The organism is Streptomyces sp. NPDC002790 (genome assembly GCF_040295505.1).
GTDB lineage: Bacteria > Actinomycetota > Actinomycetes > Streptomycetales > Streptomycetaceae > Streptomyces.
Genome location: NZ_JBEOVM010000009.1, coordinates 45,717 through 64,919 on the forward strand (window position 1 = coordinate 45,717; position 19,203 = coordinate 64,919).

Sequence of the window (19,203 nt, forward strand, 5' to 3'; positions counted from 1 at the left end):
TGACCTTTCCGCACGGGGCAGGGGCCCGTGACCAGGACGAACGGAGAAGTGCGGTGTTCAGTATCGCCCAGGTGACTCGTTGTCAGGGCGCCGAGGGCGGGTGGGCGAGGTGAGACCTAGGTCACGTTTGACCGGTGTTGTGGCGCAGGAATGTAACCGGTTACATTCCGGATCATGACTCTCCATCTCACGGAGCCGGCAGACCGGGACCGAGCCGACCGGGACCCGGCGGACTGGGAGAACCCCGCCCTCACCGGACGCAACCGGCTGCCCGCGCGGGCGTACTTCTTCGGTTACGACTCGGCCGAGCTCGCCCGCACCATGGACCGCCGCCGCTCGCGCGGCTTCGTCGACCTCACCGGCGACTGGCGGTTCCGGCTCTTCGACCACCCGGCGCGCGTCCCGGCCGCCGCGCTCGCCGAGGAGTCCGAGGGCTGGGACACCGTGCGCGTACCGCACCTGTGGCAGGTCGACGGGTACGGGCGGCTGCAGTACACCGACGAGGGCTTCCCGTTCCCGGTCGACCCGCCCCGCGTGCCCTCCGACGACCCGACCGGTGTGTACCAGCGCACCGTTGTGCTGCCCGGAACGCCGGCCGGTGAGCGCACCGTGCTCCGGTTCGACGGGGTCGAGAACTACGCCGAGATCTACTGGGACGGCACCTACGTCGGCATGACCAAGGGCTCGCGGCTCAGCGCCGAGTTCGACGTCACCGACGTGGCACACCCCGGCATCAACCATCTCGTCGTCAAGGTGCACCAGTTCTCGGACGGCACGTACCTCGAAGACCAGGACATGTGGTGGGCGTCCGGGATCTTCCGCGACTGCTACCTGCTGAGCCGGCCCGCCGCACACCTCGCCGACTTCTTCGTGCGCACCCAACGCCTCGCGGACGACCGCGCCGAGGTCACTCTGAGCACCACCGCCGTCGGGCGACCCGATGTCACCTGGGAGGTGTACGACGGCGAGCGCCTCGTCGCCTCGCGCGCCGTCATGCCGGGCACCGACGCCACGCTGGTCGTCGAGGGCGCGCGGTTCTGGAACCCCGAGGACCCGTACCTGTACGACATGCGCCTGACCGTGCGCGGCGCCGACGGGACCGTCGAGCACGTGCCGCACCGCCTCGGCCTGGCTGAGGTGACCATCGTCGACGGCCGACTGCTGCTCAACGGCACGCCGTTCAAGATGCATGGTGTCAACCGGCACGACCACGACGACCGGCACGGACGCGCCGTGGGCATGGCCCGCGTAGAGCGCGACCTGCACCTGATGAAGCAGCACAACATCAACGCGGTGCGCACCGCGCACTACCCGAATGACCCCCGCTTCTACGAACTGTGCGACCGCATCGGCCTGTTCGTCCTCGCGGAGACGGACCTGGAGACACACGGCTTCGCCAACGTCGGCGACCTTTCCCGGATCACGGACGACGCGGCGTGGCAGACCGCGTACGTCGACCGCATCGAGCGGCACGTGCTCGCGCAGCGCAACCACGCCTCCGTCAGCATGTGGTCCCTGGGCAACGAGTCCGGGTACGGGTGCAACATCCCTGCCATGTACCGGCGTTGCAAGGAACTCGACCCGACCCGCCCGGTGCACTACGAGGAGGACCGGGACGCCGAGGTCGTCGATGTCATCTCCACGATGTACTCGCGTGTCTCGCAGATGAACGACATGGGGGAGCACCCGCACCCCAAGCCGCGCATCATCTGCGAGTACGGGCACGCCATGGGCAACGGACCCGGCGGACTCGCCGAGTACCAGCGGGTCTTCGAGACCTGGGACAGCATCCAGGGGCACTTCCTGTGGGAGTGGTGCGACCACGGCCTCGTCGCCACCACGGACGAAGGGCGCGAGTACCACTCCTACGGCGGCGACCACGGGGACTTCCCGAACAACGGCAGCTTCTGCATCGACGGCCTCGTCTTCCCGTGGCAGGAGCCGAGCCCGGGCCTCGTCGAGTACAAGCACGTCATCTGCCCCGTGCGCGTCGACTACGCGGACGGTGTGTGCACCGTGACGAACGGGCGCTGGTTCACCGACCTGTCCGACGTGGTCGTCGTCCTCGAAACGCTGCACGACGGGCGCGTCGTCGGATCGCGCACGCTCACCCCGGGACCCGTACCGCCCGGCAAGGCGTGGAGCGAGGTCGTGCACCTGGACGTCGCGGCACACGGCGAGACACATGTGACCTCCCGCGTCCTGTCGACCGCCGCGCACGAATGGGCCGAGCCCATGCGCGAGTTGGGCCGCTACCAGACACTGGTCGCCGACCGCCCGCGCCGGACCGCGGTGGCCGTGACCCGCGCGTCCGTCGCCGCCGAGGCCGAGGGCACCTCGCTCGTCGTCACCACCCCGGACGCCGACCGGTACACGGTCGACCTGCTCACCGGAGATCTGTCGTGGCGCAGCCACGGGCGTGAACTCCTCCTGGAACCGCCCCGCGTCGGCTTCTGGAAGCCGCTCGTCGACAACCACCAGCAGGAGAACGACGAGCTGTGGGCGCCCCGGTTCCTCTCGCTCATGCAGACCTCGACGCGTGAGGTGGCGTGGCGGGAGCAGGACGGCGCCGTCGTCGTGGAGGTGTCCGCGCGCATCGCGCCGCCCACCCTCGACATCGCCATGAAGGTCGTCCTGACGTGGACCCTCGCGCACGACGGCGTACACCTCGCCGTCGCGGGCGAACCCGTCGGCGACTACCACGACATCGTGCCCCGCATCGGCCTGTCCTTCGCGGTGCCGCGCGAACTGCGCTCCGTCGACTGGTACGGCCTGGGGCCCGGCGAGAACTACCCGGACTCCCGCGCCGCCGCCACCCTCGGCCGCTGGCACAGCACCGTCGACGACATGTTCACCCCGTACGTCGTGCCCCAGGACTGCGCCAACCGCGGCGATGTGCGCTGGGCGTCCCTCACCGACCCGCACGGCGACGGACTCGCCGTGCGCGCGGCGGGCTCGGGCCCCTTCGCGTTCTCGGCGTGGCCGCACTCCGCGGCGGCCATCGACGCCGCCCGGCACCACAACGACCTGGCGCCGGAGGACCGCGTGACCGTCAACGTCAACCACCGTGTGCTCGGCCTCGGGTCCAACTCGTGGGGCAGCGAGGTGCTCGACACCTACCGGGTCCGCTTCGAGCCGTTCCGCTTCGAGCTCGACCTGCGCTCCGTGTCCGCGACCGCGCCCCACCACGACGAAGGGATCGCCTCGTGAGGATCTTCCGCGACCACTCCCACCTCGAAGAGGTCCTCGGCGGCGTCACCAAATGGCAGCGAACGCTCCAGGCGTTGCGCGCGGAGGGACGCCCCCTCGGCGTCATGTACTCGGTCGGTGACTCGCTCACGACGATGCGCGAGCACACCGACGTGCTCGCCACGGACGACCTCGTCGCCCGGCGCCGGTACCTCTACGTGCTGTCGCCCGTGGACGGGGACGTCGAGATCGAGACGGCCCCCGTGGCGACGCTCGAACCGGCAGAACCGTACAGCGACTTGACCGACCGTCAGCCCCTGCGCGGCAAGGGCGAACGGCGCACACTCTCGCGCGGAGCCGTCCTCGTGGCCGGACCCGACGAGGCGGTGCGGGTCCTGCCCGCGCCCAGGACGACGGCGGTTGTCGCCCACGTGACCGTGGAGGGCGCCACCTTCCACAACAAGTAGCCGCACCAGCCCCACCCCCTCCCGACATCAACGGAGCATTCAATGACGAATCGCCGGTCGATCGGTGCGGTGATCCTGTTCAGCATGGTCATCGCGGCGGTCTTCAACTTCCGCAACGTGGTCAACAACTACGTCGCGATCGGGACACTCGCGGCCCCGATCTTCCTGATCGCCACGATCCTCTACTTCGTGCCCTTCACCCTCGTCATCGCCGAGATGGTGAGCCTCAACCGCCGCTCGGAATCCGGCGTCTACCAGTGGGTGAAGTCCTCGCTCGGCGGCCGCTGGGCGTTCTTCACGGCGTTCTGCTACTGGTTCGTGAACCTCTTCTACTTCATCTCGCTGCTGCCGATCGTCCTCGTGTACGCGGGCTACATGATCCTTGGACACGAGTGGGCCATCCAGCCGTGGCTCATCGCCGTGCTCTCCGTGGTGATCTTCTTCGTCGCCACCTTCGTGTCGACGAAGGGCGCCCGCTGGATCGGCAGTGTCACCTCGTTGGGGTCCACCCTGATGATGGTCATGGCGCTGCTGTTCATCGTCGCGGGCATCGGCGCGCTGCTCGGTGGCATCACCCCGGTCAATGACATGTCGCCCGGCGGGATGCGCCTCGACCCGGGTTCCGGCATCACCGCGTGGGCGTTCCTCGGCACCCTGGCGTGGATCATCCAGGGCGTCGGCGGCGCCGAGTCGATCGGTGTGTACCTGAACGACCTCAAGGGCGGCGTGCGCGCCTTCGTCCGCACCATCATCGTGGCCGGCGTCGCGATCGGCCTGCTCTACTCGGTCGGCACGTGGTTGATGGGCATCTTCGTGAAGAAGAGCAGCGTCTCGTACAGCAACGGCATCTTCGTGACCATGCAGGCTGCGGCCGGACACTTCGGCCTGTCGGGCGACCTGGTGGTGCGCGGCGTCGGCCTCATCATGCTCGTCGCGACCCTGGGCGGCCTGCTGATCTGGACCTCCGCGCCGGTGAAGATCTTCTTCTCCGAGATACCCGACAAGGTCTTCGGCAAGCGCGTCGTGGCGCTCAACGACCAGGGCGTGCCCGTGGTCGGCGCCTGGATCCAGTTTGCGATCGTCGTGCCGCTGCTGTTCATCCCGACGCTCGGCGCGGGCAGCTCGATCGACGACCTGCTGAAGATCGTCACCAACATGACGGCCGCCACGGCGCTGCTGCCGCCGGCCCTCATCCTGGTCGCCTACCTGGTACTGCGCGCCCGCTTCGAGGGTGCGGTCCGCGAGTTCCGGTTCGGCTCCCGGGCCGTTGGCCTCGGCATGTCGATCTTCCTGCTCGCGGTGTTCGCGGTCGCCTTCGTGGCCTCCACGTTCCCCGAAGGCCAGGCGTTGTGGCTGACCCTGGCCTACAACGTCGGCGGCCTCGTCGTCTTCCTCGGCGCCTCGCTCCTCTGGTACGAGCGCTACCTGCGCCGCCTGCGCGCAACCTCCCCGGAGGAGGCCGCGGCCGAGCTCGCGCCGTCGGCCCCGCTGCGCTCCGAGGAGAACGGGCGGGCGCTGCGTGCGGGCGATGCGGAGGGGATGGCGACTTCGGCGTAGGACGACGACGCTCCGGGTGGGCGGTCGCAGGCAAGCCTTCAACGGCTTCGCGATGTCGCGATGAGTTCGGTCGCCGCTGGCGGTCTAGGTCTATATATGTGTTGTGCGGTCCGGTGACCGCACGGCCGCTCACAACTGCTGCCTTGAGAGAGAATCAGATGACCGATACCACCTGCCACATGTCGATCTCGCTCGACGGCTTCGTCGCCGGGCCCGAGCAGAGCCGGGACAATCCGCTGGGCAAGCGCGGCCAGGAGCTGCACGGCTGGCATATCGGCGACCCGCGCGCGACCGACGCCGACAAGACGGCCAACAGCTGGCTGATGCGCTCGCGTGGCGCCTACGTCATGGGCCGCAACATGTTCGGGCCGATCCGAGGCGAGTGGGACGAGGCGTGGAACGGGTGGTGGGGCGCCGAACCTCCGTACCACGCCCCGGTCTTCGTGCTCACTCGTTACGCCCACGAACCGATCAAGATGGAAGGAGGGACCACGTTCCACTTCGTCACCGAAGGCTTCGACGCCGCCTACGCGCAGGCGCTCGCAGTCGCGGACGGCAAGGGCGTGGACATCGCCGGTGGCGCTTCGACGGTTCGACAGGCACTCAACGCCGACGTGATCGATGAACTCACCCTCGACATCGCACCCATTCTGCTCGGCAGCGGAGAGCGCATGTTCGACGGCGTCGAGATCTTCGATTTCGAGCCCGTCGAGGTGCTCCACTCACCGCTGACCACTCACATCCGCTACCGCAAACGCGACGCAGGCTGAGCAGGGACCGGGGGCTTCGGACAGGGTTCGGAAGAACCGAACCCTGTTTCCGAGGGTGGCCGACGCATGGTGCACGCCTTGTGCGAGGTGGATGTCCAGGTGCCGGAGCGTTCGCTCACGGCGGTGATGGGGCCGTCCGGCTCGGGCAAGTCGACGTTCCTGCAGTGTGCCGCCGGGCTGCTAGACCGGCCCACCACGGGCGAGGTGCGGCTCGGCGGTCGCGTGATCAGCTCAATGACGGAGCGTGGCCTGTGCCGGCTGCGGCGGACGCACAACGGGTTCGTCTTCCACGCGTTCCGTACGGCGCGGTTCCGCATCCATGCCGCGCCTCGACTCGCCCGACTGGCCAACCTCTGAGGCCTGGCCCCGGCCCTCAACCGCTCCAAGCCGTACCGTACTTGTCGGCGAGGTGTCGTGCTTCCTGAAGGGTGAGCAAGCGGGCCGGGTGTTGGCCGAGAGCGAGGAGGAGGGCAGCGGTTTCCTCCAGTTCCACGGTGGTGTCGACGGCTGCCGCGACCGATGCCCCGGACACCACAGGCCCGTGGTTCTGCAACAGCGCGGCGCGGAACGGGAACGGCAACTGTTCGAGTTCCGCGGCCTGTTGGGCGTCGCCCGGGGGAGCGTAGGGGAGCAGCGGTGTCTGACCCACGCGCATCACGAAGTAGGGGGTGAGCGGGGGGAGCGCGCTGTGCGTGGACCACGAGGGGAGGCAGGATGCCGCCGCGGCGTGGCGTGAGTGCAGGTGGACGACCGTGCGGGCCTCGGGGTCGCGTCGGTAGAACGCGGTGTGCAGGGGGAACTCCTTCGAGGGCCGGGGGCCGTCGAGGTGTGTGCCGCTCAGGTCGAGGGTGGTCAGGTTGTCGGGATCCAACGCGGCGAGGTCGGCGCCGGTGGGAGTGATGAGGACATGGTCGCCCTCACGGACGCTGAGGTTTCCGGAGGAGCCGGGGCTCAGGCCGAGGGCGGCCAAGTGTGCTCCGGCCGCGGCGAGTTCGTGGCGGGGGCTCATGCGAGGTGGTCCCAGGCCGTGGTGAAGATGTCCGTGCCGCCGAAGTTGCCGGACTTGAGGGCGAGGTCGATGCCGTCGGACGCTCCGCCGGCGCAGGGCTGGGTGCGGGCCCAGGCGACGCCCGGGGCGATCTGTTGGCCGATCCGCAGTGTGCGGGCTTTCAGGGCGGTGGTGACGGCTCCGGAGGTTTCCCCGCCGGCGACCAGCAGGCGCCTGGCTCCCGCGTGTACGAGGGCCGTGGCGCAGGCCGCCAGCGCCTGCTCGACGAGTTCGGAGGCGGGCGTCGCGCCGAGAGGGGTGTCGTGTTCGAGGTCCGCGAGTGAGGCGACCGCGTAGATGAGCGGTGGCAGAGTCGCGTCACGGTGCCAGCAGGCGCGGGCGAAGTCGACGAGCTCGGCCACCGCCGCCGCGGGGTCCGAGCGCAGCGCCGCGATGTCGAGCTTGCGGTGGGGGAGGTGCTGCTGCGCGTGGGCGACTTGGGCGCGGGTGGCGGCGGACGCGCTGCCGGCGAGGACGGCTCCGGGGGCGCCGGAGGCGGAGGCGGCGGTGGCGCGCGCCGTGCCCTCGTGCGGACCGGCCAGCCCGAGGGCGAGGCCTGCAGCGCCCGTGACCAGGCGCATGTCACTCGTCGCGGCGGCGATGGTGCGCAGGTCGTCGTCGTTCGTGGCGTCGATGACGGTGAGCGAGTCGGTGAACTGCGGGGCGGCGAGGGCGTCGCGCAGCGCCTGGGCGCCGGAGCGCACCGTATCGAGGTCGACCGACTGCACGGGTCGTGCGGTCTGGGGCGCGAGGAGCCGCCCGAGGTGTGAGTCGCGCATCGGCGTGAGCGGGTGGTCGCGCATCGGGCTCTCGTCGAGGAGTTCGTCGAGCACGAACAGGCGCGACTTGTAGACGGTGCGGCCCGTGGCGGGAAAGGCCGGCACGACGACGGTCGCACTCTCGCCCAGCGCGTCGAGGAGGGCCTCGGACACCGGGCCGATGTTGCCCTCGGGAGTGGAGTCGAACGTCGAGCAGTACTTGAAGTAGAAGCGATTGCAGCCCGCGGCCTGCAGGGCCCGCAGCGCGGTCGTGGACTCGCGGACGGCCTCGTCGACGGGCACGGTGCGCGTCTTGAGGGCGACCACCACGGCATCGGCCCGCTGTACCTCGGCTGCGGCGGGTCCGTCGCCGGTCAGGCCGGCGGAGCCGACCGCGACCACCGTCCGGAATCCTCGGGCGACGAGCATGGTGGCGAGATCGGTGGCGCCGGTGAAGTCGTCGGCAATGGCCCCGAGCAGTGGCATCGGACCTCCAAGGTGCGTGGGTGTGGCGTCGGCTGTGAATCCGAGCCCCGTGCATGTGAAGTTATGTTAACAACCTTTACTCCAGTGAGAATGCCTGATACATGTTGTTAACCGGTGGGAGTAGTTCAAGCCACCGTCGGACGACCCGCGAGCCGCTGCGCCGGGGTCACGCCTGCCTATGAGCACTCATTGAGGAGGGCCATGAATCTCCATCACCTGTTCGCCGCCGCCAAGGGCCGGAGCGTGCACTACGCACTCTCGGGCGCCGGCGGCGGATTCGCTCGCACCCTCCTCGCGCAGACCCGCCGGATCGACGCCCTGCAGCCGTCCGTCCTGTGCGACCGCGACCTCCCGCGCCTGCGCGCCATGCTCGGTGACCTCGGCTACGACACCGCCCGCCTCACCGACTGCGAGGACGCGGACGCCGTCACCCGGGCCCGCGCCGAAGGGCACATCGCCCTGGTCGCCGACGGCGCCCTCCTCGGCGCGGCCGACTGGGACATCCTCGTGGAGGCGACCGGCAGCCCCGTCCATGGACACGCCATGGCCGAGGACGCCCTGCGCAGCGGCCGCCATGTGGCCATGGTCAGCAAGGAGGTCGACTCCGTCGCCGGACTCCACCTCGCCGAACTCGCGGCGCAAGAGGGGCTCGTCTACACCACCGCGGACGGCGACCAGCCCGCCAACCTCATCGGCCTGGTCACGTGGGCGCAGTTCCTGGGCCTCGACATCGTGGCCATCGGCAAGTCGAGCGAGTACGACCTCGTCCTCGACCCGGAGCGCGGCACGGTGACCCAGCTCGACACCACCGTCCCCGCCCCCGAACTCGCCGGCCTGCTCACCCTCGGCGACGACGTCGCGGCGACGCTGGAGGCCCGCGCCGCCGCCGTGGCCACGCTGCCCCAGGGTGCCACCGCCGACTACTGCGAGATGGCCGTCGTCGCCACCAACACCGGCTTCAAGCCCGACACCGAGCGGCTGCACTACCCCGTCGCCCGCATCGCCGAACTGGCCGACATCTACCGGCTGCGCGAAGAGGGCGGAGTCCTCCAACGGGCCGGCGCCGTCGACGTGTTCAGCGCCCTGCGCCTGCCCGGAGAGGCATCCTTCGCGGGCGGCGTCTTCGTCGTCGTACGCACCGGCGACCAGGAGACCTGGGAGACGCTGCGCGGCAAGGGACACGTCGTCAGCCGCGACGGCGGATACGCGGCCGTCTACCTGCCCTACCACCTGATGGGTGTCGAGACGCCGCTCTCGCTGCTCTCGGCGGTCCTGCACCACCGCCCCTCCGGCGGCACCGACCCGCGCGGCCACGCCGTCCTGGCCGGCCGCGCCCGCCAGGACCTGTCCGCGGGCACCGTCCTCGACATGGGCGGCCACCACCACGACGTCACCGGCGTCCAGGCCGTGCTGCTGCGCGACGAGGACACCCCCGGCGACATCGCCCCGCTCTACCTCGCCGCCCACACCACGCTGGCCCGGCCCGTCGCCGCGGGCGAACTCCTGCGCCTCGGCGACCTCGCCGATGCCGACGAGAACCTCACCCGGGCCTGGACGGCCGGCCGCGCCGCCCGCCCCGCCGCATCGGCGGTGCAGGCGTGAGCACCGACGTCCAGCATCTGCTGCTCGGCGCCGCGGCCGTCGCCGTGCTCGTCGTGCTCATCACCAAGTTCAAACTGCACCCGTTCCTCGCCCTCACGCTCTCCGCCCTGGGCCTCGGCCTCGCCGCGGGCATCGGGCCGGGCGCCACCGTCGAGCACTTCCAGGACGGCTTCGGTGACGCCCTGGCCAGCAGCGGACCCACCATCGGCCTGGGCACCCTGCTCGGCGGCATCCTGCTCGGCTCCGGCGGCGCCGACCGCATCGCCACCGTCTTCATCGGCACACGCCCCGTGAAGTGGATCCCCGCCGCGATCACCGCGGCGGCCCTGCTCATCGGCATGCCGCACCTGTTCGACGTCAGCTTCGTCATGCTCGTCCCGCTGGTCTACGCCGTCGCCAAGCGCACCGGCACCCACCTGCTGTACGTCGGCCTGCCCATGGCCGCCGGCCTGTACGTCTCGCACGGTCTGCTGCCGCCGCACCCGTCGCCGACCCTCGCCGTCTCCGCGTACGACGCGAACACCGGCCTGACCATCCTGTACGGCCTCATCATCGGCATCCCCCTGGCCGTCATCACCGGGCCCCTGCTGACCAAGGTCGCCTCCCGCTGGTTCGGACCCGCCCCCGACCTCGACAAGGGGCCGGTTCCCCAGCCCGACCCCACCCCTGACAACCAGCGCCGCCCCGTCTCCTTCGCCCTGGCCATGATCACGGTGCTGCTGCCGCCCGGGCTCATGCTGATCGGCACCCTGGGCACGTCCAACACGGCCAAAGGCACCCTCCCGTACGCCTTCTTCGAGGCCTGCAACTCCTCAGTGCTCTCGCTCCTCGCCGCTGTCGTGTTCGCGTTCTTCGCTCTCGGTCTGCGGTCCGGGTTCGGCCTGACGCAGCTGCAGAAGATGGCAGGCAAGGGGCTCGGTCCCGTAGGCGCGATCGTGCTGATCCTGGGCGCCGGAGGCGGCCTGAAGGCCATGCTCACCGCCACCGGCATCGACAAGATCATCTCGGACTACGCCGTCGATTGGTCGGTCCCGCCGCTGCTGCTGGCCTGGCTCGTCGCCGCGCTCCTGCGCATCTGCCTCGGCTCCGCCACCGTCGCCACCGCCGCCGCCACCGGCATCGTCGCCCCACTGCTCGCCGCCTACCCCGGTGTCTCACCGGAACTGATGGTGCTCGCCTCTGCGTCCGGCGCCGTGATGCTCTCCCATGTCAACGACTCCGGATTCTGGCTCTTCAAGGAGTACTTCCAGCTGTCCGTGTCCCAGACCTTCCGGACCTGGACCCTGATGCTGTCGCTGCAGTCCCTGCTCAGCCTCGGTGGTGTCCTGCTGCTCAGCACATTCGTCGGAAGCTGAGTCGGCGCCGGAGCACGGGCGAACATCGGCTAACGTCGCGTACGAATTGTGAAGGAGGGTGACGATGACCGCTCAGCAGCACCTGCCGCTCATCCCGGACCAGCGGCGCGAGCAACTGCTGCGCCACCTGCGCAAGGAGGGCGTACTCAGCGTCCAGCAGATCACGCAGCTGTTCAACGTCTCCCACATGACGGTGCGGCGGGACATCGCGGAACTCGAGCGCCAAGGGCTGGTCTTCTCGGTGCCGGGCGGCGTCAGGATCGCCAGTCACCTCAGCACGGAACCCAGCTTCCAGGACAAGGCCCGCGTCGAACAGCCCGCCAAGGCGGCCATGGCGAGCGAGGCCGCGCGCCTCGTCACCGAAGGGATGACCGTCTACCTCGACGCGGGCACCACCCTCATCGCCATGGTCCCGGAACTGGCACGCCTGAGCGAACTGACGGTGGTGACGAACGATTTCGACACGGCCGAACAGCTCATGGCCTCGCCCCACCTCGACATCATCCATACCGGCGGCCGTATCGACACGGCGAACCGCTCGAGCGTCGGCCGCCTCGGTGCCGCGACACTGCGTCAACTCGCCCTCGACCTCGCCTTCATCAGCAGCAGCTCCTGGGACCTGCTGCGGGGCGTCACCACACCGTCGGAACCCAAGGTCGACGTCAAGCAGGCCGCCATGGAATCCGCGGCCGGCTCGGTCCTGGTCGCGGGATCGTCGAAGTTCGGCACGTTCGGCAAGTACCGGGTGGCTCCGCTCACCGCATTCGACACGGTGATCACCGACAACGCCCTGGCGGAGGGCGCGGTCACCGGAATCCGTGAGAGCGGCTGTGAGCTGCGTCTGACGCAGACCTGACGGGGGTCAGCTCCAGGCCCGGCGTTCCTCGCTGTGCGGGTAGTCGATCTCGGGCCACCTCGGCATCGATCCACCGGGAGTGGCCGGGGGCCGGGCGGCGTCTTCCTGAAGCGGTGCCGGTTCGTCTCAGTGGAATGCGGCGACATTGCGGGCCACCAAGTCGGAAAGGGGGCGCGGGGGACGGCCCAGGCCTGCTGGACGTCCGGGCTGACGCGCAACTCGGCCGGGTTCGGGGAGCCGAGGGTGTCCAGCGTGTCATCGGCGAGTTACGCCGGCATGCTCCGGGTCGTGGCGGCCTGGGCCTCGTTGCGGGTGAGTTCCTGGAACCTGACGGGCGAGCCGAGTGCAGCGGCGATGGCTTCCGTTTGCCCGCGTGGAGTGATCACTTCCGGGCCCGTCAACTCGTAGGCGTGGCCGCTGTGTTGGCCCTCCGGTAGGTAGGCCGCCGCGACTGCGGGCCTTCACGTGGCGGACGCCCTCGGGCACCGCCGCGGTGTGCCGTGGCACCGCCGTCACCTGCTCGCCCGATCTGCGTCGCCAGGTAACAGGCCCCCTCCGCTCCGAATCTGGGCGGGTCGTACGCTGGCTGTGCCGTGCGACGCCAGACGTCAGGGGAGAGACCGGTGAAGATTGTGCTTCCTGGAGGGACCGGTCAGGTCGGCGGTGTGCTGCGGCGGGCGTTGACCGGTGCGGGCCATGAGGTTGTCGTTCTGACGAGGCACCCTGTGCGGGACGGCGAGGTCCAGTGGGATGGCCGGACGCTCGGCCCCTGGGCTGAGGCGGTCGACGGCAGTGACGTTGTGGTCAACCTTGCGGGCCGCAGCGTCAGTTGCCGCTACACCGACGAGAATCTGCGCGCCATGATGGACTCGCGTGTCGACTCCGCGCGCGTCGTGGGCCAGGCGATTGCCGCCGCCCGCACGCCGCCCCGCGTCTGGCTCCAGATGAGCACCGCCACTGTCTACGCCCACCGGTTCGACGCGCCGAACGACGAGGCGACCGGCGTGATCGGCGGAGCCGAGCCCGGCGTGCCGGGCTACTGGGCGTACAGCGTCGAGATCGCGAAGAACTGGGAGCGGGAGCAGGAGCGGGCCGCGACCCCGCAGACGCGCAGGGTGGCCCTGCGGTCGGCGATGGTGATGAGCCCCGACCGCGGTGGTGTCTTCGACTACCTGCTGTGGCTGACGAGGTTGGGTCTCGGTGGGCCGGTCGCGGGTGGCGCGCAGTACGTGTCCTGGATCCATGACCGTGACTTCGTGCGCGCGGTGGAGTTCCTGATCGGGTGTGACGACATCAGCGGGGCGGTCAATCTCGCAGCCCCCGGCCCGCTGCCGCAGCGGGAGTTCATGCGTGCGTTGCGGGCTGCGTGGGGCATGCCGGTCGGGCTGCCTGCGACGCGGTGGATGGCCGGGGTCGGAGCCTTCGCTCTCCGTTCGGACACCGAACTCCTGCTGAAGAGTCGGCGGGTGGTGCCCGGGCGGCTGGAGGACGCCGGGTTCACCTTCGACCACGGCGCCTGGTCGCAGGCTGCGGCCGACCTCGTAGGGCGGGTGCGTCGTGAGCGGACCCGAATCGGACGCACGGAGGCACGCATCTGACCACGCCTGAGCCCGAGTTCGGCCTCCAGCGCTGGTGTCGGCCTTGTCCGGTGGACTAGGTTGTGGGGATGACTACCGGGAGGGCATTGCGCCACACACGGATCGGTGACCCGGTGCTGTTCTGAGCGCCGTACGGGCCATTGCGGGCCCGCTGTTCGATCGAGGTATTCGCGCTGCCGCGCGGGCTCCGCCCTCGTCGTGTTGATCACAGGACACATCAACCACGACAGGAGCGTTCATGCCCACCAAGATGTTGCAGATTCCCACCGAGGACGGCCAGGCCGATGCCCTCGCCGCCTTCCCCGACGACGGCGAGCGGCACCCAGGGGTGCTGATGTACGCGGACGGCTTCGGCATCCGGCCTGTGCTGCGGGAGTTGGCCCGCGAACTGGCCGGCCACGGGTACTACGTGCTCGTCCCCAACTTCTTCTACCGGCACGGCCCGGCACCTGTGGTCGAACTCCCCGAGTACATCGGAGAAGAGGCCAGGACCTCGGTGATGGGTCGGCTGATGCCCCTGATTGAGGCGCACACCATCGATCGGGCCCTCCGCGACGCCGACGCCTACCTCAGATTCCTCACCACCCGGCCCGAGGTCGACGCCGGACCCGTCGCGGTGACCGGCTACTGCATCGGCGGCCTCCTGGCGGTGCACACCGCCGCGGCTTACCCTCGCCAAGTGGCCGCCGTCGCCGGATTTCATGCCCCCGTGGGCGTTGCCGGACCCGACAGCCTGCGCCGACTCACCGCCCAGGTCCACTTCGGCCACGCCGAAACCGACCTGACGCCCGAGGCCCTCGGCGAACTCAACCAGGCCTTGGACGCCGCGGGTGTCGACTACACCTCTGAGATCTACCCCGACACCGTCCACGGTTTCACCATGGCCGACACCGACGCTTTCAACGCCGCCGCACTGCAGCTCCACTGGGAGCACCTGCTCCCTCTCCTCGGCCGCACTCTGGCCAACCGTTGAGGCTCCGGGCCCGAAGCCATCCTCTGCGTTGTCCATGGGCAACAAGCCCACCGGCCTCGGCAGAAGCCCGGTCGTGCCGGCCCTCACGGCGGCTCACGCACCCGCAGCGATGGCTTGGATGACGGCCCTGGGCGCCGGGCCGGGACGGCCAGGGAGGCGTGCCACGAGTACCCGGCGGATCTCCGGGGGCGCGCCCTCGACGCGCAGCAGGCTCACCCCGGGCGGCAGTACCGGTGAGAGGCGGGACGGCAGTGTGGTCACGCCGAAGCCGCCGGCGACGAGTTGGAGCTTCGTCAGCCAGTCGCGCGCGGAGTGGACGACGCGCGGCCGTCCGGGCAGGCCGGGCCAGACGCCGAGCAGAGGCTCGGAGCTCGACGACGGGGTGGCGATCCACGCGGCGTCGACCAGTTCGTCGACGTGCACGGTGGTGCGTCCGGCGAGGTCTCCGGTCGAGGGCGCCGCGACGACCAGTTCGGTGTCCGCGACGGTCTCGACGTGGAGGCGCGGCGAGTCACCGTCGAAGGGACGGTGGGGTGCTCGGGACGTCAGTACGGCGAGGTCGAGCGAGCCTGCGCGCAGCGCCCGGATGAGGGCGGGCGTGGTGCCCTCGCGGGTGGTGACCGTGATCTGCGGGTCGGCCTTCGCGAGGTGGGCGAGTGCGGCGGGCAGGATCGTCGAGCCCGCGCTCGGGACGGCCCCGAGCCGCACCAGTTCGGTCCGCGGGACGGTGCCGGTGAGTTCACGTTCGGCCGCTGTGAGCGAGGCGAGGATCGTGTGGGCGTGCCGCAGGAGGGTCAAGCCGGCGGGAGTGAGCCGTACGCCGTCCGCGCGGCGTTCGAACAGGGTGGTACCGGCGCTGTGTTCGAGGGCGGCGGCCTGGCGTGAGACGGCCGACTGCGTGTAGCCGAGACGGGCAGCTGCCGAGGTGAAGCTGCCCGACTCGGCGATCTGCCGCAGGACCCGCAGTCCCGTGCTGGAGATGTCCATGCGTCATACGCATACCAGATGTGCGTGATCTTCGCTTCCCGCATGCCCGTCCGGCTCCTAGTGTCGATCCCAAGAGGACGGACGGAAGAGGACGGACTAGAGACGATGGACGGAAGAGGACGGGCGAACATGGAGGTCAACACATGCGCGCAGCAGTTCTGACGCGCTTCGGCGCCCCACTCGCGGTGCGGGAGGCACCGGCCCCCGAGGCCGGTAGCGGTGAGGTGGTGGTCGAGGTCCTCGCCGCCGCCGTGGCGCCCTACGCGGCCGAAGTCTTCAGCGGCAAGCGGCAGTACCCCCTCGTCCCTCCTGTCGTGCCCGGTGTCGGCGGCGTGGGGCGGATCGTCCACGTCGGCCCCGACGCCACCCGGCTGCGCCTCGGCGACCTGGTGTGGTGCGACCCGACGGTGCGTGCGCGAGACGACGCCCTGACGCCCGACATCACGCTCCAGGGCTGGAGTTCGCGCGGCGAGGGCGGCGCGCGGCTCGCCGAGTACCTGCACGACGGCGCGTTCGCCGAACTCATGCGGGTGCCGACGGAGAACGTCTACCCACTGCCAACCTGGGCCGGGGAGGATCCGGCCCGCTGGGCCGCGCTCACCGTGCACACCATCTCCTACGGCGGGCTGCTGGCAGGTGGGCTCGCGGCCGGCGAGACGCTGCTCGTCAGCGGGGCCACCGGAAACCTCGGCAGCAGCGCCGTCGCGGTCGCGCTCGCGATGGGAGCGGGCCGCGTGGTCGCCCCCGGCCGCAACAAGGCCGCGCTCGACCTCCTCGCCGACCGCTTCGGTCCGCGGCTGCGCCCGGTCCCGCTGACCGGGGACGAGGTCGGCGACCGCGAGGCGATGTCCGCGGCGGCCGGCGGTCCGATCGACATGGTGATCGACCTGCTCCCGCCGAGCGCACCCAGCTCGGCCTCGCGCGCGGCGGCCATGACCGTGCGCGAGTACGGCCGGGTCGTCCTCATGGGCGGCGTCGGCATGCTCGGTGGCGCCGACCTCGCACTCCCGTACCCGTGGATCATGCGCAACTCGGTCACCGTGCGCGGGCAGTGGATGTACCCGCGCGCAGCCAATGTCGGCATCATCCGGCTCCTCGCCTCGGGCACTCTGGATCTCGCCCCCGAACGGGTCCGGTCGTTCGGCCTCGATGCCGTCAACGACGCCATCGCGTACGCCGCCGCGCACGGTGGCCCGTTCGACCGCACCAGCCTCACACCATCGGCCGGCCGACACCGGGCCCCCTGATCGCCACCAGCCACCAGCCACCAGCCACATCCGCACGACCGTGAAGCGTCACTTTCCCAGGCGCCGACCCATACGACAGGCCCTACGCAGCCGTGAGCACGATCTTGCCGCGGATGTGCCCCCGCGCGGCGCGTTCGTGGGCGGCTCGGGCATCCGCGAGTGTGAAGGTGCTGTCGATCGCAACGCGGACCGTGCCCGCGTCGAGCAGGCGTCCCAGTTCGGCGAGTTGAGTGCCGTTGGAGCGGACCTGGGTACTGGAGACCGTGACGTCCCGCTTCGCGATTTCCGCTTCGTCGAAGTCTCCCGGGAATACGGGGAATTGGTCGCCGGCGCGTTTGAGCGTGCGCAGGAAGCGGCTGCTGTGGGGGCCGCCGACGGTGTCCAGGACGAGGTCCACGTCGTGCACCAGCTCCTCGGGACGGCTCTTGGTGTAGTCGATGAACCGGTCGGCGCCGAGGTCCGCCAGGAAGGTCTCGTGCTCGCCGGATGCCACCGCGATGACCTGCGCGCCCTTCCACTTCGCCAGCTGCACCGCGAAGTGCCCCACGCCGCCCGCGGCGCCGTTGATGAGCACCGTCGTGTCGGTGCCGAGTGCCGTCGGGTGGTGCCGCGTCTCCTGGAAGGGGGACGGACGGTCGTGCCCGACGTCGATGAGGAATTGCCACGCGGTGAGTCCGGCCATCGGTGCCCCGGCGGCGTGTACGTGGTCGATGCCGGCCGGTTTGCGTGCCAGGTCCGACACGGGGACGGCGACGTACTCGGCGTACGCGGAGCCGTTGAAGCCGGGAAAGCGCAGGAGGCCGAAGACCGATCTGTTCGCTCTGGTGGCGGCGCTCGCCTGGGTCGGTGACCAGGCCTCACTCGCGCCGCGCGCCGACCACCTCTTCGACGTCGTCGCGAGCGCGATCCTGACCGAGGCAGGCGCCGGCGCCGGCCGAGCGCTCTGAGCGCACGACGTCCCCGGCCCGTGACTCGGCGGCTGCCGAAGCGGCACGGTGCGGTCACCGGGACTCTGGGACCAAGTCGGCCTGGGCGTCGACGGGTTGGCGCTGACCTGCGCCCCGCTTCGGCAGGACGAGCATCGCTCCCGCGCCGATCACGGCCAGGACCGTCATCACCACGAAACCGCTGGAGAAGCTGCCGGTCACGCTGACGATGAAGCCCATCACGGAAGGCGCGACGATGCCGGACAGCGCGAACGCCGCGTCGGCGAAACCGGCCGCGACGCCGGGCTGGGACGGCGCCGCGTCGATCGCGGCGACCCACCAGATGCCGCCGGTGACGAAGCCGAGCCCGACCCCGATCGAGATGAAGGTGACGGCGACGGTCAGGGACGGCGCCGTGAAGATCGGGATCAGGGCGGCGCCGGAGAGCAGCAGCGCGGTTCCCATGATGGTGAGGCGGCTGCGCTCGCTGCCGGTGCGTGCGAAGACGCGGTCCGTGATCACCCCGCCGATGAGTGCGCCGACGATGCCCGCGGCCCAGGGAGCCACGGTGAAAAGGCCGACCTCGGTGATGCTGAGCTGGAACTCCGAGGACAGGTAGTCGGGCAGCCAGTACATGAAGCCCCAGAACATGAAGCCCCACGCGAAGTAGCCCACCGCGATGATCCACAGGTTCCGGTTGGTCAGGATCGGGCGCCACTGGACCCGCCCCGTGGAGGTGCGTTCCTCGTCGAGCTGGCCCGCGGCGATGTGCGCGCGCTCCGACTCCGACACACCACTGTGTTCCTCGGGTGTGTTCTTCAACAGCGCGTAGGCGATGGCGAACCAGAGCACGCCGAGACCGGCGAGCACCCAGAACATGCCCTTCCAGGTCAGGACGGCGATCAGCTGAGACACCAGCGGCCCGCCGATCAGCAGCGAGCCGGACACGGCCACACCGCCGACCATCGCGAGCGCGATCCCGCGTTCCTTCTGCGGAAGCCAGCGGCTGACCGTACGGCTCGCCGCGGGGAAGCCGGGCCCCTCACCCGCACCCAGGATGATGCGCGTGACGAACAGGCCGATGAAGGATCCGGCGATGGGGGTCACCGCGGTGACCAGCGACCAGATGGCCACGCCCACGAGCAGGATGCGCCGGGCGCCGTAGCGGTCGACGAGTGGCCCCGCCATGAAGGCGAACACCATGTAGCCGATGGAGAAGGCGCTGCTGATCAGCCCGTACTGGGACTTGCTGATACCGAAGGCCTCGGTGAGCGGTTCGACCGCGTAGCTGATGGCGCTCCGGTCGATGTAGTTGATCACGATGAGGGCGACGATCAGTGCGAGCGTCAGCCACCGCACGTTGGTACGCGAGGAACTCATGGGT

Annotated in this window: 14 protein-coding genes and 4 pseudogenes; 12 read left to right on the plus strand and 6 right to left on the minus strand. The window is 70.2% G+C overall.

Annotated elements, in window-relative coordinates; translation table 11 throughout:
- Window positions 1–174 precede the first annotated feature (174 nt).
- The 5 genes and pseudogenes from ABT004_RS07630 to ABT004_RS07650 form a co-directional block, all read left to right on the plus strand.
- Entirely contained in the window at window positions 175–3,210 is a 3,036-nt protein-coding gene (locus tag ABT004_RS07630) for a glycoside hydrolase family 2 TIM barrel-domain containing protein (protein ID WP_351332413.1), read from the plus strand.
- A complete protein-coding gene (locus ABT004_RS07635; protein WP_351332416.1) occupies window positions 3,207–3,656 on the plus strand; it encodes a NanQ anomerase/TabA/YiaL family protein in 450 nt (149 codons plus the stop codon). The genes ABT004_RS07630 and ABT004_RS07635 overlap by 4 nt, the downstream gene beginning before the upstream one ends.
- Before the next feature lie 42 nt (window positions 3,657–3,698).
- A complete protein-coding gene (locus tag ABT004_RS07640) occupies window positions 3,699–5,213 on the plus strand; it encodes an amino acid permease (RefSeq protein WP_351332419.1) in 1,515 nt (504 codons plus the stop codon).
- A gap of 158 nt (window positions 5,214–5,371) precedes the next feature.
- A complete protein-coding gene (locus ABT004_RS07645; RefSeq protein ID WP_351332422.1) occupies window positions 5,372–5,983 on the plus strand; it encodes a dihydrofolate reductase family protein in 612 nt (203 codons plus the stop codon).
- 57 nt (window positions 5,984–6,040) lie between these two features.
- Window positions 6,041–6,280: pseudogene (locus tag ABT004_RS07650) on the plus strand (ATP-binding cassette domain-containing protein); the annotation flags it as partial.
- A 76-nt stretch (window positions 6,281–6,356) separates the two neighbouring features.
- Here ABT004_RS07650 and ABT004_RS07655 read toward each other — a convergent pair.
- Together ABT004_RS07655 and otnK are read right to left on the minus strand one after the other, a co-directional pair.
- Window positions 6,357–6,992 (minus strand): class II aldolase/adducin family protein, encoded by a 636-nt coding sequence (locus tag ABT004_RS07655; protein WP_351332425.1) that lies wholly within the window; start codon window positions 6,990–6,992, stop codon window positions 6,357–6,359.
- The gene (otnK, locus tag ABT004_RS07660) at window positions 6,989–8,275 is read right to left on the minus strand and encodes a 3-oxo-tetronate kinase (RefSeq protein ID WP_351332428.1); all 1,287 of its coding nucleotides are present in this window, start codon (window positions 8,273–8,275) and stop codon (window positions 6,989–6,991) included. The genes ABT004_RS07655 and otnK overlap by 4 nt, the downstream gene beginning before the upstream one ends.
- Window positions 8,276–8,476: 201 nt before the next feature.
- Here otnK and ABT004_RS07665 point away from each other — a divergent pair, with 201 nt between their 5' ends.
- The 3 genes from ABT004_RS07665 to ABT004_RS07675 all read left to right on the plus strand — a co-directional run bounded on the left by ABT004_RS07665 (window position 8,477) and on the right by ABT004_RS07675 (window position 12,088).
- Window positions 8,477–9,877 carry a homoserine dehydrogenase gene (locus ABT004_RS07665; protein WP_351332431.1) on the plus strand — a complete coding sequence of 467 codons (1,401 nt, stop codon included), beginning with the start codon at window positions 8,477–8,479 and terminating at the stop codon, window positions 9,875–9,877.
- Complete coding sequence (locus ABT004_RS07670; protein WP_351332433.1) at window positions 9,874–11,232, plus strand: GntT/GntP/DsdX family permease; 1,359 nt, start codon at window positions 9,874–9,876, stop codon at window positions 11,230–11,232. Before ABT004_RS07665 ends, ABT004_RS07670 begins: the two co-directional genes overlap by 4 nt.
- A gap of 64 nt (window positions 11,233–11,296) precedes the next feature.
- Window positions 11,297–12,088: a DeoR/GlpR family DNA-binding transcription regulator gene (locus ABT004_RS07675; protein WP_351332436.1), complete on the plus strand. Its 792-nt coding sequence runs from the start codon at window positions 11,297–11,299 to the stop codon at window positions 12,086–12,088.
- 126 nt (window positions 12,089–12,214) lie between these two features.
- On the opposite strand, the pseudogene ABT004_RS07680 reads toward ABT004_RS07675, so the two are convergent.
- Window positions 12,215–12,543, minus strand: a pseudogene (locus ABT004_RS07680) (Rossmann-fold NAD(P)-binding domain-containing protein); the annotation flags it as partial.
- A 168-nt stretch (window positions 12,544–12,711) separates the two neighbouring features.
- Between ABT004_RS07680 and ABT004_RS07685 the strand changes: the two are divergent.
- Both ABT004_RS07685 and ABT004_RS07690 read left to right on the plus strand, forming a co-directional pair.
- Window positions 12,712–13,686: an epimerase gene (locus ABT004_RS07685; protein ID WP_351332438.1), complete on the plus strand. Its 975-nt coding sequence runs from the start codon at window positions 12,712–12,714 to the stop codon at window positions 13,684–13,686.
- Between the two features lie 238 nt (window positions 13,687–13,924).
- The gene (locus tag ABT004_RS07690; RefSeq protein ID WP_351332441.1) at window positions 13,925–14,659 is read left to right on the plus strand and encodes a dienelactone hydrolase family protein; all 735 of its coding nucleotides are present in this window, start codon (window positions 13,925–13,927) and stop codon (window positions 14,657–14,659) included.
- A 93-nt stretch (window positions 14,660–14,752) separates the two neighbouring features.
- Here ABT004_RS07690 and ABT004_RS07695 read toward each other — a convergent pair whose 3' ends face one another.
- On the minus strand, window positions 14,753–15,646 hold the full coding sequence (locus ABT004_RS07695) for a LysR family transcriptional regulator (protein WP_351332444.1): 894 nt from the start codon (window positions 15,644–15,646) through the stop codon (window positions 14,753–14,755).
- A gap of 143 nt (window positions 15,647–15,789) precedes the next feature.
- On the opposite strand from ABT004_RS07695, the gene ABT004_RS07700 reads away from it, so the two are divergent.
- The gene (locus ABT004_RS07700) at window positions 15,790–16,893 is read left to right on the plus strand and encodes an alcohol dehydrogenase catalytic domain-containing protein (RefSeq protein ID WP_351332446.1); all 1,104 of its coding nucleotides are present in this window, start codon (window positions 15,790–15,792) and stop codon (window positions 16,891–16,893) included.
- A gap of 82 nt (window positions 16,894–16,975) precedes the next feature.
- On the opposite strand, the pseudogene ABT004_RS07705 reads toward ABT004_RS07700, so the two are convergent.
- A pseudogene (locus ABT004_RS07705) lies at window positions 16,976–17,701 on the minus strand (NADP-dependent oxidoreductase); the annotation flags it as partial.
- Here ABT004_RS07705 and ABT004_RS07710 point away from each other — a divergent pair.
- Window positions 17,700–17,840: pseudogene (locus ABT004_RS07710) on the plus strand (TetR/AcrR family transcriptional regulator); the annotation flags it as partial. The pseudogenes ABT004_RS07705 and ABT004_RS07710 overlap by 2 nt on opposite strands.
- 54 nt (window positions 17,841–17,894) lie before the next feature.
- Here the strand turns inward: ABT004_RS07710 and ABT004_RS07715 are convergent.
- Window positions 17,895–19,199: an MFS transporter gene (locus ABT004_RS07715; protein WP_351332448.1), complete on the minus strand. Its 1,305-nt coding sequence runs from the start codon at window positions 19,197–19,199 to the stop codon at window positions 17,895–17,897.
- Window positions 19,200–19,203: the final 4 nt, after the last annotated feature.